Below are 16,472 nucleotides of genomic sequence, written 5' to 3'. Positions count from 1 at the left end.
TCAGGATGCAGTGTCTGCAGTGCCTCGCGCTTCAGTTAAAGCCTGCTTGGCGCGGGCGACGCGGTCCTGGTTCTTGGCCACGGCCCGTTCGAGCTTGTCCACGTTGTCGCCGCCGGATGTTCTGGCTTCCTCAAGCATGCCTTGCATGGTCTCGAGCTTGGCCTTCGCCTTGTCCAGGGTGGCTTCCAATTCGGCGATTTGCGTTTGGTTTTGAGTGGCCTCGAGCGGGGCTGATGGCATTGCCTCTTTGAGCGCTTTCTCTGCTACGGCCACCCGTTGCTCGTTCTTGGCGACCGCCCGCTCCAGCTTCTCAACATTGTCCCCGCCCTGACTACGAGCTTCGTCCAGCATCGATCGCGTGTTATCCAGCTTGGCCTGCGCCTTATCCAGCCTGTTCTCCAGCTCCGCCAGATCCGGTGTCTGGGGCTCGGCTATTGTGGTTGCTCGGGCTTCGGACGGGGTATCGGCCTTCGCCTTATGGAGCGCGGCCTGTGTCTCGCGGACCCGTTGCTCGTTCTTTGCCACGGCGCGTTCCAGTTTCTCCACATCGCCGCCCTTGGTCCGGGCGTCCTTCAGCAGACCTTCCATGTTTTTCAGCTTGGCTTTGGCCTTGGTGAGGCTTTTCTCCAGCTCCTCAATGGATGGACCTTCCGGGGTGCTGGTCCCGGTCTCCGGGGCTTTTACGCCCTTACGCGCGAGTGCCGCTTGCACGGCGGCACTGGCGGAGGCTTTGGCGGGTGCCGCCTCTTGTTGAGCTTTCTTCTCGGCCTGGGCTTTGGCGGCAGCTTCGGCCCGTGCCTTGCGCTTGGCTTCTTTCTCCGCCTGTTCCCGTTCCAATCGGGCCTGACGTGCCTCGAAACGTTCCCGCGCGCGGTCCGACTTCAACTGGTCCTCGCGCTGCTGGCGGATTTCACCCTTGGCGTAACGATAGAACTGCACCAGCGGAATCGTGCTGGGGCAGACGTAGGAACAGGCGCCGCACTCGATACAGTCGAACAGGTTGTGCTGCTCGGCTTTCTCGAATTCCTTGGCCTGGGAGAACCAGAACAGCTGCTGGGGCAGCAGCTCCATAGGACAGACTTCGGCACACATGCCGCAGCGGATGCAGGGCTGAGCGGGTGGAGGTGCGGGGAATTCCTGGGGCGAACCGGCGATCACGCAGTTGGTAGTCTTGATGACCGGCACTTCGGGGGTATCCAGGGTAAAACCCATCATCGGGCCGCCCATGATCAGGCGCTCGGTACCAGCATTGTCGAAGCCGCTCTGTTCCAGCAGAAAGCTGATCGGAGTGCCGATTAGCGTCTCGACGTTACCCTTCTGCGCTATGCCTTCGCCGGTCAGGGTGGTGATGCGCGAAATCAGGGGCTCGCCATGACGAATCGCCCTATAGACCGCCGCCGCGGTGCCGACGTTCTGGCACATAACGCCGATATCCGCGGGAATTCTGCCATGGGGGACTTCCAGACCGGTGAGTAGCTGGATCAGTTGCTTCTCGCCGCCGGATGGGTATTTGGTGGGCACCACCACGATTTCGATCTGCGTACCTTCTACGGCCCGCTGCAAAGCCTCGATCGCTTGAGGCTTGTTGTCCTCGATGCCGATCAGGCATTCCTCCGGTTCGAGGATATAAGCCATGATTTCCAGCCCGCCGACGATTTCGTTGGCGCGGGACCGCATAAGCATGTCGTCGGCGGTGATGTAGGGTTCGCATTCGGCGCCATTGACGATCAGCGTCTTGACCTTGTCTTCCTTTGGTGGATGCAGCTTGATTTCAGTCGGGAAGCCGGCGCCGCCCATGCCGGCGATACCCGCCTGACGGATGCGTTCCAGTAATGCTCGGGGGGAGGCTTGGCGATAGTCGGCGAGCGCCTCCAGCTCGATCCAGCGCTCCTCGCCATCGGGAAGGATAACCACACACCAGTCGGTCATGCCCGACGGATGGGGCACCGGATGCGGGATCACACTTTCCACGATGCCTGAGGTCGGCGCGTGGATCGCCACACTTAGCCGGCCCTGGGGTTCGGCCAGCATCTGGCCTTTGAGTACCGTCTGCCCCGGTTCCACCAAGGCCTGTGCCGGTGCACCGATATGCTGCTGCAAAGGCACACAAAGATACTCTGGCAGAGGCAGGTTACGGATCGATGCCCGCGTGGACTGCTGCTTGTTTTCCGGCGGATGGATGCCGCCCGGGAAATCCCAGATCTTGCGCATCAGGAGATCACCTCGTACCGGTCAGAGGCGATGATCCGGTCTTTCGCCGGAACCAGGTTCGGGCGCTCCCAGTTCCAGTTCCTGATACCGGTTTCCACCGGCACCATATCGATACAGTCCACCGGGCAGGGTTCGACGCAGAGATCGCAGCCGGTGCATTCGCTCTCGATCACCGTGTGCATGTGTTTTGCGGCGCCGAGGATGGCGTCCACCGGGCAGGCCTGGATGCACTTGGTGCAGCCGATACACTCATCTTCTCGAATCACGGCCACGCGCTTGCCCTGGTCGACGCCGTGGTCGGCATCAAGCGGCTGGGGCTCGACGTCAAGTAAGTCGGCCAGCGCGTGAATGGTGGCTTCGCCGCCCGGCGGGCATTTGTTGATGGCGTCGCCGTTGGCGATGGATTCAGCGTAGGGGCGACAGCCAGGAAAGCCACATTGGCCACACTGGGTCTGGGGCAGCAGCGAATCGATCTGGTCCACCAGCGGGTTGCCTTCCACGCGGAAACGTTCGGCAGCGAAGCCGAGCAGGCCTCCAAAGATCAGGGAGAGGGCAACAAGGGCGCCAATGGCGATGAGGATACTCGTCCACATGGTGCTTGCTCCGTCAGACGCTGACCAGGCCGGTAAAGCCTAGGAAAGCCAATGACATCAAACCTGCGGTGACCATACCAATGGCGGCGCCCCGGAAAGCTACCGGCACATCGGCCACCGCAATACGCTCGCGCATGGCGGCGAAGAAGACCAATACCAGGGAGAAGCCAATGGCTGCGCCCATTCCGTAGAGCACGGACTCGATAAAGTTGTTATTGCGGTTGAGGTTGAGCAGGGCTACCCCCAGCACCGCACAGTTGGTGGTGATCAGCGGCAGGAAGATACCCAGCACCCGGTAGAGGAGCGGGCTGGTCTTGCGCACCACCATCTCGGTGAACTGCACGACGACGGCGATCACCAGGATAAAGGTGATGGTCTTGAGAAAGGCGAGATCAAGCGGCGCCAGCAGGTAGGTGTAGACCAGGTAGCTGCATACCGAAGACAGGGTCAGGACGAAGGTCGTTGCCAAAGACATCCCCATGGCGGTCTCCAGCTTGTTGGACACCCCCATGAAGGGACATAGGCCCAGGAACTGGACCAAGACAAAATTATTGACCAGAATCGTGCTGACCAGGATCAGCAGATAATCTGTCATGGGATCTCTCTCCGCACTTATGGGTGCGCTTTTCTCGTGAGCTTTCGAACCCGGTTTCCCGGGTTTCGAGAGGCTCTTATTCTAGGGCGTGGTGCCTGGCCTCAGCTTGATTCACATCACCCGCTGGCCGGGTTTGGCGCCGGAATCCGGTGACAGGATAAAGATGTCCTTGCCGCCGGGACCTGCTGCCAGAACCATGCCTTCGGATAGCCCGAACTTCATCTTGCGCGGCGCCAGGTTGGCCACCATAACGGTTAGCCGGCCCTGCAGGTCTTCCGGCGCGTAAGCCGACTTGATGCCGGCGAAGACGTTGCGTTCGCCTTCGCCGATGTTCAGGGTCAGGCGCAGCAGTTTGTCGGCGCCTTCCACGTGCTCGGCTTTGATGATCTCTGCCACGCGCAGGTCCACCTTCACGAAATCGTTGAAGTCGATCTCGTCGGCTATCGGTTCGACATGACTCTCGACTTCCTTGGCTGACTTCTCTCCAGTGGCGGCCGGCAACTCTTCCTTCGATGCATCGAGCATGTTTTCGATCTGGCTCATCTCGACCCGATTCATCAGCGGTTTGAACTTGTTGATCGCGTGACCTTCCAGCAACTTGGCGCGGCCGTTCCAGTCCAGTGGCGCATTGAGGAACGCCTCGGATGCTTTGGCAGTGGCGGGCAGGATCGGCGCCAGATAGGTCATCAGCAGGCGGAACATGTTGATGGCGTTGGTGGAAATGGCCTGCACTTCCGCTGCCTTGTCCTCATCCTTGATGCGGACCCAGGGCTCCTCATCGTTGACATACTGGTTGGCGATATCTGCCAACTCCATGATGCGACGCATGGCGCGGCCAAACTCGCGGTTCTCATAATGCTCGGCGATTTCCTCACCGGCCTGGACGAAAGTGGCCAGCTTGGACGACTCGGTCACCTGACCGAGTTTGCCGTCGAACTTCTTGGTAATGAAGCCCGCGGTGCGGCTGGCAATGTTCACCACCTTGCCCACGAGGTCGGAATTCACGCGCTGGGCAAAATCCTCCAGATTGAGGTCCATATCGTCCACGTTGCTGGTCAGCTTGGTGGCGAAGTAATAGCGCAGGTACTCCGGGTTCAGGTGGTCCAGATAGGTCTTCGCCATGATGAAGGTGCCGCGGGATTTGGACATCTTCTTGCCGTTCACGGTGATAAAGCCGTGGGCGTAGACCGCCGTGGGCGTGCGGTACCCGGCGCTATACAGCATGGAGGGCCAGAACAGGGCGTGGAAGTTGATGATGTCCTTGCCGATGAAGTGGTAGACCTCAGCCTTGGAATCCGGCTTCCAGAAATGGTCGAAATCCAGGTCGTCGCGACGGTCGCACAGGTTCTTGAAGCTGGCCAGGTAGCCGATCGGCGCGTCCAGCCAGACGTAGAAGTACTTGCCGGGCGCGTCCGGGATCTCGAAGCCGAAGTAGGGCGCGTCACGGCTGATGTCCCATTCCTGCAGCCCTGCGTCCAGCCATTCGGCCAGCTTATTGGCAACCTGCGGTTGAAGCGTGCCGCTGCGGGTCCAGGTGCGCAGGAACTCCGCAAATTCCGGCAGGCGGAAGAAGTAGTGCTCGGATTCCTTGTCGATCGGGGTGGCGCCCGATACGGCGGAACGCGGGTTGATCAGCTCCGCCGGGGTATAGGTGGCGCCGCAGACTTCGCAATTGTCGCCGTACTGGTCCTCAGACTTGCACTTGGGGCAGGTGCCCTTGATGAAGCGGTCCGCAAGGAACATGTTCTTCTCGGGGTCATACGCCTGGGTAATGCTGCGAGTGGCGATATGCCCATTCTTCTTCAACTGCTCGTAGATGTAGCCCGAGAACTCGCGGTTTTCCTCCGAGTGCGTGCTGTAGTAGTTGTCGAAGTCGATCAGGAAGCCGGCGAAATCCTGTTGGTGTTCCTGGTTGATCCTTTCGATCAGCGCTTCGGAGGTAATGCCCTCTCGTTCGGCGCGGAGCATGATCGCGGTGCCGTGGGCATCGTCGGCGCAGACGTAGACACAGTTATTCCCGCGCATGTTCTGGTAGCGCACCCAGATATCGGTCTGGATGTATTCCAGCAGATGGCCCAGGTGGATCGGGCCATTGGCATACGGCAGGGCGCTGGTAACCAGGATGTCGCGCTTGGACTGTGCATTGGCTTGCGTCATTGGATATCCCAAACGTTGATCAGGAATGATGTCGTTCCGGCGAGCCTGAAGCGCGCCGGAAAAATGGGTCCCGAATGATACCGTTCACGGCCGTATTTTTCATCCCGTTTATTGATCCAAGCCCTTTTGAGGCCCGTTTGGCACGCCACCTGCCGCGCAGTGGTTCAGTGTTCGACGGCCCTGTGATTAAATAGGCTTTCAGTAATAACGCACTGTTTTAGTCAGGTACTTCACCTCACCCCCAAAAGATTTCCGCACGGAGACGGATATGAGCCAGATTTCCCGCGAAGCCATTGATTCTGCAATTCGAGAATATCGGGACCCGTACCTCAACGAGGACCTGTTCGCGTTGGATGCGGTGAAATCGGTGGAGATCGATGGCGATGCAGTTACGGTGCAGGTAGAGCTTCACTACCCGTCAGAGGGGATTGCCGGCGGACTGCGACAGATCGTCGCTAATGCGATTGAGAATGTTCCTGGGGTGTCCTCGGCCACGGTGAACACGCGACAGTCCATCCGGGCCTATCGTGCCCAGAAAGACCTTCAGTCCATTTCAGGGGTCAAGAATATTATCGCGGTTGCGTCCGGCAAGGGTGGCGTGGGCAAATCCACCACCGCCGTGAACCTGGCGCTGGCGCTCCACCTGGAAGGCTGCCGCGTGGGCATTCTCGATGCGGACATCTACGGTCCCAGCGTGGGTATGATGCTTGGCTTGCCGGAAGGGACGCGTCCAAAGACCCGGGACAACAAGTTCTTCATTCCGGTACCGGCCCATGGCGTCGAAGCCATGTCCATGGCATTCCTGGTCACCGATAAGACGCCGATGGTCTGGCGTGGACCGATGGTCAGTGGTGCCATGCAGCAACTGTTGACCCAGACCCAGTGGAATGACCTGGATTACCTGATCGTCGATATGCCGCCGGGCACTGGCGATATCCAGTTGACCCTGGCGCAGAAAGTGCCCGTCACCGGAGCGGTGGTCGTCACTACGCCTCAGGATATCGCGCTACTTGACTGCAAGAAGGGCATTGAGATGTTTCGCAAGGTCGACATTCCCGTGCTCGGCGTGATCGAGAACATGAGCATGCACATCTGCAGCAACTGCGGTCACCACGAGCCACTATTCGGCGAGGGTGGTGGCCAGCGTGTTGCCGAGAGCTATGAAACCGAGCTGTTGGGGCAGCTCCCGCTGCATATGACGATTCGCGAACAGACCGATAGCGGCCAACCGACAGTGATTGCGGAGCCAGATTCCGAGGTGGCCCGGATCTATCGCGATTCCGCACGCCGCATGGGTGCATTGCTATCACGCCGCGAGCGCAACCTGACGTCGCCAATCCCAAGTATTTCCGTCAGCGACGACTGATATCACTCAACGGTAACCGATGGTAATGGAGCGGGCCCCGATACTCGAGGCCCGGCATGTCATCGCTTTGTTTTACGGTCCCTCAGGCGTTACCATACCCACCTTTGTCGGGCGCACGCCCAGAAGCTTCTTGCGAGAATACAGACGATGACGATTAAGGCAGACAAGTGGATCCGACGCATGGCGCAGACCCATGGCATGATCGAGCCGTTCGAGCCCGATCAGGTGCGTGAGTCCTCCAAGGGGCGGGTGATCTCTTACGGAACTTCAAGTTACGGCTACGATGTGCGCTGTAGCAACGAGTTCAAGATCTTCACCAACGTGCATTCGGCGACGGTTGATCCCAAGAACTTTGACGAGCAGAGCTTCGTCAACGTCACCAGCGATGTCTGTATCATACCGCCTAACTCTTTTGCTCTTGCGCGTACGGTGGAGTATTTCCGTATTCCGCGTAATGTGCTGACCATCTGTCTGGGCAAGTCCACATACGCCCGCTGCGGTATTATCGTCAATGTCACCCCGCTGGAACCGGAATGGGAAGGTCAGGTGACCCTGGAGTTCTCCAACACCACCAATCTGCCGGCCAAGATCTACGCCAACGAAGGGGTGGCACAGATGTTGTTCTTCGAGTCCGACGAAGTCTGCGATACCAGCTACATGGATCGCGGCGGTAAGTACCAGGGACAGCGGGGCGTCACCCTGCCGCGGACCTGACGGCATGCCCCTGGGTGATGAGGTTAAGGAGATCAATCTGTGAACGCCAACCAGTTTCTCAAGGCTCTGGAGCAATTGCGTGGTTGGCGGGAATTCGCTTTTATCCTGGCGCTGGCGGAGCGTGCGTTTCCCAATTACGTGATCTTTGACGAGGCGATCGGCGCCAAACAGTCCGCGAAAATGCGGATGCTATTGGACGAAGCCTGGGGCATGCTGCAGGAAAAGGTCGGTGATGCCCGGGTGACCCAAAACCTGGCGCGGCTGGAAAGTCTGGCACCAGACCCGGAAGCCTACGACATGTACGGCGTCTATCCGGCCGATGACTTCTGCCGGCTACTGGAACAGGCGTTGCTGAACCGGCTCAATTCGACATGCCAACGCGCGCTGGAAGCCTCTCAGATGGCAACAGCCACTGTTGCGCAATTTATCGAGGTGTCGGAGGGTGGCGATCTGAGTGAAGACGAGCTGGTACGCCTGCTGGACCGGCACGAATTGATGAAAGTCGACAAGCTTTTCCAGCGCGAGTTGATCCTCTCCCTCAAGAAACAGCGTGTTCCCACCGAATCCTACATTGCCAGCGTGCGCGAGGATGCCGCCAACGACGGTATCAGTAACCTGGGTATCGCGCTGGACGATTAATCGCCTCTCCCCCCATAGAATCTGTCAGGAAACCCTTCATGAAACTCTCCGCATTCGGACGCAAATTCACCGCAGGAGCCGGCATCACCTCGCTGATGGATGATCTGGGCAATGCGTTGGCGTCCGGCGATGACATGATCATGATGGGGGGTGGTAATCCGGGCCACGTGCCGGCGATCCAGGAACGGCTGCGGGAGGTTCTGGGCGGTATCACCGCCGATAAGGACGCTTTCAAGAGGCTGGTGGGCGTCTACGATCCGCCCCAGGGTGAGAAGCGGTTCATCGAGGCCCTGGCGGACCTGCTGAACGCGGAATATGGCTGGGGTTTGCAGCCTGGAAATATCGCCCTGACCAACGGCAGTCAGGCAGCCTTTTTCATGTTGTTCAATATGTTCGCCGGCGACGACGGGCAAGGGCAGGAGCGCCATATCCTCCTGCCATTGGCCCCGGAATACATCGGCTATGCCGATGCCGGGTTAAGTCGCAACCTGTTCCGGGCGGTGAAGCCGGAGATCACGTCGACGGGCGAGCACGAGTTCAAGTACCGCGTGAATTTCGATGCACTTGAGGTCACGGACTCTACCGGCGCCATCTGCGTGTCCCGGCCAACCAATCCTACAGGCAACGTCGTAACCGATGAAGAAATGGCACACCTGGAGACGCTGGCAATACAGCACGATGTTCCGTTGATCGTCGACGGCGCCTACGGAACGCCCTTTCCCAGCCTGTTGTTCGTCGACGCGACGCCGCGCTGGAATGATCAGATTATTCTCTGCCTGAGTCTGTCGAAGCTCGGTTTGCCGGCAGCGCGGACCGGTATCGTGATTGCCGCTGAGCCGGTTATCCGTGCGCTTTCCGGGATTAACGCCATCATGAACCTGGCGACAGGCAGCTTCGGCGCGATGCTCGCCGAGCCCCTGGTGCGCAGTGGCGAGATCCTGTCGCTCAGCCGGGATGTCGTTTGTCCCTTCTATCGGGAAAAGATGCAAAAGGCGGTTGCCGTGCTCCATGAGCGTCTCGGCGAGCGCTGTCCGTGGTCAGTTCACAAGCCGGAAGGGGCTATGTTCCTTTGGCTCTGGTTTCCTGATTTGCCGATTACCAGCCTGGAACTCTATGAACGCCTGAAGCAGCGTGGGGTACTGGTTGTGTCAGGGCATTATTTCTTTCCCGGGCTGCCGGAGGATGACTGGCGGCACCGACACGAGTGCCTGAGGGTGACCTATTCCCAGGACGACGAGCGCGTAGCCCGCGGGTTGGAGATCATCGCCGACGAAGTGCTCAAGGTGTGGACGGAGGCGTGACAGCCTCACCGGCCACCGTGGCGTTTTCAAGGTGGATCTCGTAACGGGTGCCATCATCCTCGATCTGCACCAAGCGGACTAGCAGATAGTCCCATTCCGGGGCGAACCACATGAACGTCTTGCGTTTCTTTTCGGGCGCCCGGACTTTCTCCACCTTGACGGTATCGATCGTACCCAGTTGTGAATCGATTATCTCCTCGCCGACCACCTTGTAGGTATCGTCATCCAGTCGATTCTTGTTCACGATCTGGTAATGCATTTCCGTCTGTCCGCTCTTGAGATCCTGTCTCAACTGGAGCTGGTAATTGAGAGGATCGAGGGTTTGGGGCGGTAGCTCCATGTCGATCTCGGTGTCTTCATAGTTGCCGGTTACCCGGTTATCCGCCCAGTTGAAATTCATGGCGCGATGCCTATCGGGGATGACCAGCCCTTCCAGTGCGTAACGGTAAGTGCTGGGGTAGGCTTGACCGTCTCGCCACAGGAAGCGGGAGGTCTCCGTAATATCGGCAATAAACGAGTCGACCCTGAACTCGGATAGCCAAGAACCGTCCTCTAGCTGCTTGACAGAGCGGGTGGCTGAACCTTTTACCGGTATGCCTTTTTCCAGGCTGGCCTTGTAAGTGGCTTCGAGCTGAACCGGGCCCGATTCCCTGGGCGTTTCTTCCGCTGCTAAGGGTGTGGCGAGAAGCGCGCTAACGGCTATCAGGAGGTGCTTGAGGTCTCTGGGAGCTTTCTGGGCGAACATCATTTTTGTTAACGATGGCTCTGGTTAGGAGTGGAGGTTGCTCTGGGCTGATAGTGCTGGGCTGACAGTGCTGAGCTAATGGTAGCCAAGCGTCTATCGATAACGCCTTCGTTCGAGTCGATCATTTCTCCATCAATATGAGATCGATATCGAATTGAAACGGGTTCGATATGGCTTTGTAGCATCGGTGCCAGCCTAATAACCTAGGTGAAGGCCGGCACCGCTGCAAGTGACCGGTTTGAAACCTTATGGTTCCCGATCGGGGAAGGAATTACTGGTAGACGTCGGCTGGTAGGGTCAGGATGGCGGGAATAGGTTCGCCATCGAACAGAACCTCATCCTTCTCGCTCAGGTTGATGCGTCCTTCGCAGAACCAGCGAACGATAATGGGATAGAGCACGTGTTCCCGCGCCTGGACCCTTGCCCCAAGGGTCTGGTCCGTATCGTTCTCCAGTACAGGCACCTGTGCCTGCGCGATAACCGGCCCGCCATCTAGCTCTTCGGTGACGAAGTGGATGGACGTGCCATGCGCCGTGTCGCCTGCTTCGAGCGCCCTCGCATGGGTTTTGAGGCCTTGGTACTTGGGCAGCAGCGATGGGTGGACGTTCAGTAGGCGGCCACGGAAATGACGCACGAAATCGTCGGTCAGGATGCGCATGAAGCCGGCGAGTACGATCAGGTCCGGATTGAGGTTTTCCAGTTTGTGGATCAGTTCGCCATCGAAACTTTCCCGGCTGCTGTACCGGGTGTGATCGATCACGAATGTCTCGATATTGGCCTGCTCGGCGTATTGCAGGCCGGCGGCTTCCGGGCGGTTAGAGCCCACTGCCACGATTTGTCCCGGGAACTCCGTCGCCATGGCAGCCTCGATCAGGGCCTGCAGGTTCGTGCCGGCCCCGGAGATCAGTACGACGATACGTGCCTTGGTCGGAGTGCCTGAACCGGATGGGGTCATCTGTGATGTCATACCTGCGCGGCACCCGGGCGGTATTTCACGCGATCACCGTGCTGGTCGTCCTTGGCAAGTGCTTCGACGTGGCCCAGGCGCCAGGCTTTCTCGCCCAGTCCTGTCAGGGTGTCCAGTGCCTCCTGGGCCTGTGCTTCGGGGACGCAAACGATCATGCCGATTCCGCAGTTGAATGTGCGGTACATCTCATGGTCTTCGACGCCGCCAGCCTCCTTGAGCCACTGGAATACGGGCGGAAGGTCCCAGCTCTGCGTATCGACAATCGCAGCCGCGCCGTCCGGCAATACCCGGGGAATGTTCTCCGGCAAGCCGCCACCGGTGATGTGAGCCAGCGCGCGAACGTCGATGGTCTTGATCAGCTTGAGCAGATTCTTCACGTAGATGCGGGTCGGCTCCATCAATGCATCGGCCAGCGTAGAGTCGCCTACCGGCATATCGAGGTCGGCTTTGCTGACTTCCAGGATCTTGCGGATCAGGGAGTAGCCGTTGGAGTGGGGGCCGGAAGAGGCCAGGGCCAGTAGCGCGTCGCCCGCCTGCACACGCATGCCGTCGATAATTTCATTGCGCTCTACGACACCGACGCAGAAACCGGCCAGGTCGTAGTCGTCGCCCTCGTACATGCCCGGCATTTCAGCAGTCTCGCCGCCGACCAGGGCGCAGCCCGCCAGCTCGCAGCCGCGACCGATGCCGTCGACCACGTCGGCAGCGACGTCGACATTGAGTTTGCCAGTGGCATAGTAGTCAAGGAACATCAGTGGCTCCGCGCCGCCGACCACCAGGTCGTTGACGCACATGGCGACCAGGTCGATACCGATGGAATCGTGACGGTTTAACTGCATGGCCAGCCGCAGTTTGGTGCCGACGCCATCGGTACCGGAGACCAGGATCGGCTCCTTGTAGCCGGTGGGCAGCGCCACCATGGCACCGAAACCACCCAGGCCGCCAAGTACCTCGGGGCGACGGGTTCTGGCGGCCGTGTTCTTGATGCGCTCGACAAGTGCGTTGCCGGCGTCGATATCCACGCCCGCGTCGCGGTAGGTGAGTCCGGTCTTCTGTTCACTCATGACGGTGTTGGCCCTGATCTGGAAAAGGCGGCAATTTTAGCAGGTGGAGCAGGGCGGTCCAATGGATTACGGGCGCCAACCCCGGTTTTTCCCCGCGGGAATACCGAAACGGTAGATGGAGATATGTTCACGCAACGCGCACGGGTTCGATAGGGCTTCGCTACTCAGTGCCTGGGCCATGGTGTATCCTATCGGCCATTCCAGTCCGCCATTCCAGCGAACAGCAGGGTGATTCATGAATTCAGCAGTCATGCCGCAGATCAGGACGCTGCTCCTGTTCCTTTTTACGCTTGTGCCGGTTGCAGCGTCCGCTGTAACGGTGGAAGGGCTCTACCGCACCCAGGTGCCGGTTGCAGGGTCCACCGAAGAGGCGCAGCAGGCTGCGTATGCGGAAGGACTGCGCCAGGTATTGAGCCGGGTGGCGGGCAACCGGGAGGTGCTGGAAAGCGAGCAGATCGGCCCCCTGCTCGATAATGCCGAATCCCTCCTGCAATCCTACCAGTACCAGCGTTCGCCGGAAGGTACGGATATGCTCTCGCTGACCTTTGGTTCGGTGGCCGTGAACCGGGCACTGGCTGATATGCAGGTCCCGGTGTGGGGCGCCAATCGCCCACTAACGCTGGCCTGGGTGGCCGTGGATTCCGGTCGTGATCGCTGGGTACTGACCTCGAACGACGATGGACTCGATGAACGTGGCCGCTGGGCTCGTGCTTTCAGCGAGGCAGCAGCGGAACGCGGTCTGCCTCTGGCCTTGCCACCGGAGGAGGTGCGTCAGGACCGTGATCTGCTGTCGGAAATCCGGGGACAGTTCATGGAGAATCTGCAGGCGAAGGCCAAGAACTACGCCGGCAATCTGGTCAGCGTGGTGAATGTCAGTCGCCGGGGTTCCGACTGGGAAGCACGGTGGCGTCTGGAGGGACCGGCCTTCAACGAGACCGGGGAAATACGGGGCGCCGGGTCGTCGGAAGCCCTGGCCGATGCGGTGGTGGATGCCTGGGCGGACAAACTGGCCGCACGCTATTCGGTGGAAGCCGGCGAAGTTTCGGACGCGCAGCGGGTCGATCTGAAGATCGAGAATGTCGCGTCGTTGGAAGCCTACGGTGCCGTATTGAACTCCCTGAACGGCATGACGCCGGTGGTATCCGCCGGCCCGGTCCGCGTTAATGGCAACGTCGCCACCATGCGTGTGAGTTTCTCAGGTGAACTGTCCGTGCTGCAGGAATACATCGCCCTCGATTCCCGTTTTGTTCCTCAACAAGTGGGTTCCGAATCCGTTAGCATGGCGGGGGAAGATGCAGCAAACCAGACGCGGCAGCCGACGTCATCGCAACCTGGTGAGTCCAGCCAGCAGGCCTCTGGGTCAACGGCTGAACCGGAACAGGAGGCCGTTGCCCAGCGTACCGAAACGGGAGGCAGCCAGGCGCAGAGTCAGCAGTCGCCGTCCAGCGGTCAGGGCAATCAATCATTGCTCCAATATCGCCCGATCGAGTCTGGCAGCGCCGACGAGGAGGATAGCGAGCAGAGCTTCGAATCCCTGTATCCGGTACTGCGCTATCGTTGGGCTGGTGTCGGCGGACAGGTTCCCGGTCTCGAATCCGGAGTCGAATAAGGAAGCGGAGAGTTGCAGGTGACGGACGTCAATCGCTGGCGCTGGATTCCAAACGCACTCACCTTTCTGCGGGTGTTGCTGATCATTCCTTTTGCCGTATCCCTGTACGACGAGGAGTACCGTTCGGCCTTACTGGTTTTCCTGATTGCTGCTGCCTCGGACGGATTCGATGGCTACCTTGCGCGTCACTTCGATTGGAAATCCCGTCTCGGAGCCATTGCTGATCCGCTGGCGGACAAGGCCCTACTCATCACATCCTATCTCATGCTCACATTGACGGGCGTACTTCCGCTCTGGCTTTTTCTACTGGTGATCGGGCGTGATCTGGTCATTGTTTCCGGAGGGCTTGCCTATCATTATTTTATCGGGCGCTTTGATATGCAGCCGAGCATGCTGGGCAAGCTCAATACGCTGGTGCAGATACTGGTCGTACTTGCGATCGTGGTCTACCTGGCAGGCTATCCGATGCAGCCATGGGTAATTCCAGGCGGCATCTGGCTCGTGGCTGCAACGGCGCTCGCCAGCGGCCTCCATTACATTCTTGTCTGGACCCGTCGCGCATGGCTGGCAACACACTAGAAGGGGCTCAGCTAACGCTGGGCGTGCGATTGCGCGACGATGCGACATTCGCCAATTTTCTCGGTGAACGAAATGCGCCGGCAGCGGAAAAACTGAAGGCCTTGTCGGAAGATAACACGCTGCCGGTGATCGTCGTATGTGGCGATAGCGGTACCGGCAAGAGCCATTTGTTGCAGGCAGTCTGTCACCATAGCGAACATCGCGGCCTTTCGGCCCTTTGCCTGAACCTGGGGGAGCTCGCATCGCTTGGGCCTCAGGTTCTGCAGGGCATGGAAGCGTTCGAGCGGGTTTGTCTGGATGATATTGAAGCGGTCGCGGGTAATGCGCACTGGGAAGAAGCGCTGTTTCATCTGTTCAACCGTATGCTGGACAATGGTCACCAGTTGATCCTGAGTGCCCTGGAGCCACCCGCGCGGCTGGAGATCATGCTGGGCGATCTGGCATCTCGCTTGCAGCACGGTGTGGTTATACAGTTGGGTCTACCTCGGGATGAGGATCGCCTGCTTATTCTTGGAAGGCGCGCCGAGCGTCGTGGCCTGTTCCTGCCGGAGGATGTCAGCCGCTTTATCCTCCGTCGTGCGCCACGCCACACCGGCGAACTTCTCGCCATCCTGGAGCGTCTCGACGAAGATTCACTCCGGGAGCAGCGTCGCCTTACCATTCCGTTCGTGAAGTCGGTGATGGGCTGGTGATAGGCCGGTAATTGGCGATAGGACGACGATCGGGATTGAGGGCTGAAATACAACCAGCCCGAGAATAAAAGGACGAGGACATCATGAGACGAGTCGTGTTCAACCAGAAAGGCGGTGTTGGCAAATCCAGTATCACCTGCAACCTGGCGGCCATTACGGCGGCCGAAGGTAAGCGAACACTGGTGGTCGATCTCGATCCGCAGGGGAATTCCACCCAGTACCTGCTGGGCAAGCGGGCCGAGGAGTTGAAGGATACGGTGGCCGATTTGCTGGAGCAGACGGTCTCTTTCTCGGTATTCAACCGGCGCCCTGACGAATTCGTACATGCCACGCCGTTCCCCAACCTGTTCGTCATGCCTTCAAGTCCGGAGCTGGACTTCCTCGAGCGTAAGCTCGAAGCCAAGCACAAAATCTACAAGCTGCGCGAAGCCCTCAAGAAGCTGGGGGAGAATTTCGACGAGATCTACATCGATACCGCGCCGGCGCTGGACTTCTACACACGTTCGGCCCTGATTGCTGCCCAACGATGCCTGATTCCATTTGATTGTGACGATTTCTCGCGTCAGGCGCTATACAGCATCCTCGGCGAGATCCAGGATCTGCAAGAAGACCACAACCCGGACCTGGTGGTCGAAGGTATTGTCGCCAACCAGTTTCAGGCACGCGCGAGTCTTCCGAAGCAACTGGTGCAGGAGTTGGTGGAAGAAGGGCTACCGATCCTCTCCGTGCGTTTATCGAGTTCCGTGAAGATGCGAGAATCCCATCAGGCGCGTCAGCCTCTGGTGCATTTTGCGCCGAAACACAACCTGACCCGTCAGTACATGAACCTGTATCGCCTGCTTAATGGCGAAAAAGTGGAAGCCGAGCCTTTATAGGTTTCGGCTGGGGGAATCCGTTTGACGAAGTATCAAGTGACGCAGGCGGCGTACATTGCCGACGGCCTGCTTGCCATCGAAACCGAACTACGTCGGCTCGACTACTGGGATTCGGAGCCACCAGCGCCTGAAGCTCTGGAAAGCAGCCAGCCATTCTGTGTGGACACCCTGTCTTTTCCCCAGTGGCTCCAATTCATGTTCCTGCCTCGCATGAAGTACCTGATCGAAGAGGATATGGCACTTCCCGCGGTCTCCGGCATTGCGCCTATGGCCGAGGAATTCTTCCGCCAGGAGGATGCCTCCGGCAAGGTGGTCATCAACGAACTTGCCCGGATCGATGCCCTACTTTCCGGTGGGCAGTAGTT

General features: G+C 59.1%; 16 protein-coding genes. 9 read left to right on the top strand and 7 right to left on the bottom strand.

The genetic code is table 11. From position 1 onward, the window contains the following. From rsxC to metG, 4 genes are all read right to left on the bottom strand, one after another. On the bottom strand, positions 1-2,211 hold the full coding sequence (rsxC, locus tag RE428_RS14215; RefSeq protein ID WP_004582686.1) for an electron transport complex subunit RsxC: 2,211 nt from the start codon (positions 2,209-2,211) through the stop codon (positions 1-3). Beyond that, positions 2,211-2,804: an electron transport complex subunit RsxB gene (gene rsxB, locus RE428_RS14210; protein WP_004582685.1), complete on the bottom strand. Its 594-nt coding sequence runs from the start codon at positions 2,802-2,804 to the stop codon at positions 2,211-2,213. The genes rsxC and rsxB overlap by 1 nt, the downstream gene beginning before the upstream one ends. A 13-nt stretch (positions 2,805-2,817) precedes the next feature. After that, positions 2,818-3,399, bottom strand: coding sequence for an electron transport complex subunit RsxA (gene rsxA, locus RE428_RS14205; RefSeq protein ID WP_004582684.1), 582 nt, complete (start codon positions 3,397-3,399; stop codon positions 2,818-2,820). Between the two features lie 111 nt (positions 3,400-3,510). Further along, on the bottom strand, positions 3,511-5,556 hold the full coding sequence (gene metG / locus RE428_RS14200) for a methionine--tRNA ligase (RefSeq protein WP_004582683.1): 2,046 nt from the start codon (positions 5,554-5,556) through the stop codon (positions 3,511-3,513). 268 nt (positions 5,557-5,824) lie between these two features. Here metG and apbC point away from each other — a divergent pair, with 268 nt between their 5' ends. The 4 genes from apbC to RE428_RS14180 all read left to right on the top strand — a co-directional run bounded on the left by apbC (position 5,825) and on the right by RE428_RS14180 (position 9,576). Next, the gene (gene apbC, locus RE428_RS14195) at positions 5,825-6,922 is read left to right on the top strand and encodes an iron-sulfur cluster carrier protein ApbC (RefSeq protein WP_004582682.1); all 1,098 of its coding nucleotides are present in this window, start codon (positions 5,825-5,827) and stop codon (positions 6,920-6,922) included. A gap of 147 nt (positions 6,923-7,069) precedes the next feature. Continuing rightward, entirely contained in the window at positions 7,070-7,636 is a 567-nt protein-coding gene (gene dcd, locus RE428_RS14190; protein WP_004582681.1) for a dCTP deaminase, read from the top strand. A 39-nt stretch (positions 7,637-7,675) separates the two neighbouring features. After that, the gene (locus RE428_RS14185; protein ID WP_004582680.1) at positions 7,676-8,275 is read left to right on the top strand and encodes a YjaG family protein; all 600 of its coding nucleotides are present in this window, start codon (positions 7,676-7,678) and stop codon (positions 8,273-8,275) included. 38 nt (positions 8,276-8,313) lie between these two features. Next, a complete protein-coding gene (locus RE428_RS14180; protein ID WP_004582679.1) occupies positions 8,314-9,576 on the top strand; it encodes a valine--pyruvate transaminase in 1,263 nt (420 codons plus the stop codon). On the opposite strand, the gene RE428_RS14175 is transcribed toward RE428_RS14180, so the two are convergent. The 3 genes from RE428_RS14175 to purM form a co-directional block, all read right to left on the bottom strand. After that, positions 9,554-10,324, bottom strand: a complete 771-nt coding sequence (locus RE428_RS14175; RefSeq protein ID WP_004582678.1) for a DUF3108 domain-containing protein — start codon at positions 10,322-10,324, stop codon at positions 9,554-9,556. The two genes, RE428_RS14180 and RE428_RS14175, sit on opposite strands and share 23 nt — an antisense overlap. 268 nt (positions 10,325-10,592) lie before the next feature. Then, complete coding sequence (purN, locus tag RE428_RS14170; RefSeq protein WP_227500255.1) at positions 10,593-11,288, bottom strand: phosphoribosylglycinamide formyltransferase; 696 nt, start codon at positions 11,286-11,288, stop codon at positions 10,593-10,595. Next, a complete protein-coding gene (gene purM, locus RE428_RS14165; RefSeq protein ID WP_004582676.1) occupies positions 11,285-12,352 on the bottom strand; it encodes a phosphoribosylformylglycinamidine cyclo-ligase in 1,068 nt (355 codons plus the stop codon). The genes purN and purM overlap by 4 nt, the downstream gene beginning before the upstream one ends. 235 nt (positions 12,353-12,587) lie before the next feature. On the opposite strand from purM, the gene RE428_RS14160 reads away from it, so the two are divergent. The 5 genes from RE428_RS14160 (at position 12,588) to RE428_RS14140 (ending at position 16,470) form a co-directional block, all read left to right on the top strand. Then, positions 12,588-13,961: a DUF2066 domain-containing protein gene (locus RE428_RS14160; protein WP_081614631.1), complete on the top strand. Its 1,374-nt coding sequence runs from the start codon at positions 12,588-12,590 to the stop codon at positions 13,959-13,961. Positions 13,962-13,973: 12 nt separating this feature from the next. Next, positions 13,974-14,540, top strand: a complete 567-nt coding sequence (locus RE428_RS14155; RefSeq protein ID WP_004582673.1) for a CDP-alcohol phosphatidyltransferase family protein — start codon at positions 13,974-13,976, stop codon at positions 14,538-14,540. Beyond that, positions 14,522-15,232, top strand: a complete 711-nt coding sequence (gene hda, locus RE428_RS14150) for a DnaA regulatory inactivator Hda (protein ID WP_004582672.1) — start codon at positions 14,522-14,524, stop codon at positions 15,230-15,232. Before RE428_RS14155 ends, hda begins: the two co-directional genes overlap by 19 nt. An 83-nt stretch (positions 15,233-15,315) precedes the next feature. After that, positions 15,316-16,107, top strand: a complete 792-nt coding sequence (locus tag RE428_RS14145) for a ParA family protein (RefSeq protein WP_004582671.1) — start codon at positions 15,316-15,318, stop codon at positions 16,105-16,107. Between the two features lie 21 nt (positions 16,108-16,128). Further along, positions 16,129-16,470: a YqcC family protein gene (locus RE428_RS14140; protein WP_227500254.1), complete on the top strand. Its 342-nt coding sequence runs from the start codon at positions 16,129-16,131 to the stop codon at positions 16,468-16,470. Positions 16,471-16,472: the final 2 nt, after the last annotated feature.

Origin of the sequence: Marinobacter nanhaiticus D15-8W, from assembly GCF_036511935.1 — a bacterium.
Classification (GTDB): domain Bacteria; phylum Pseudomonadota; class Gammaproteobacteria; order Pseudomonadales; family Oleiphilaceae; genus Marinobacter_A; species Marinobacter_A nanhaiticus.
The sequence above is the reverse complement of the archived record's forward strand: the minus strand, read 5'-3'. Positions and strand labels throughout refer to the sequence as shown.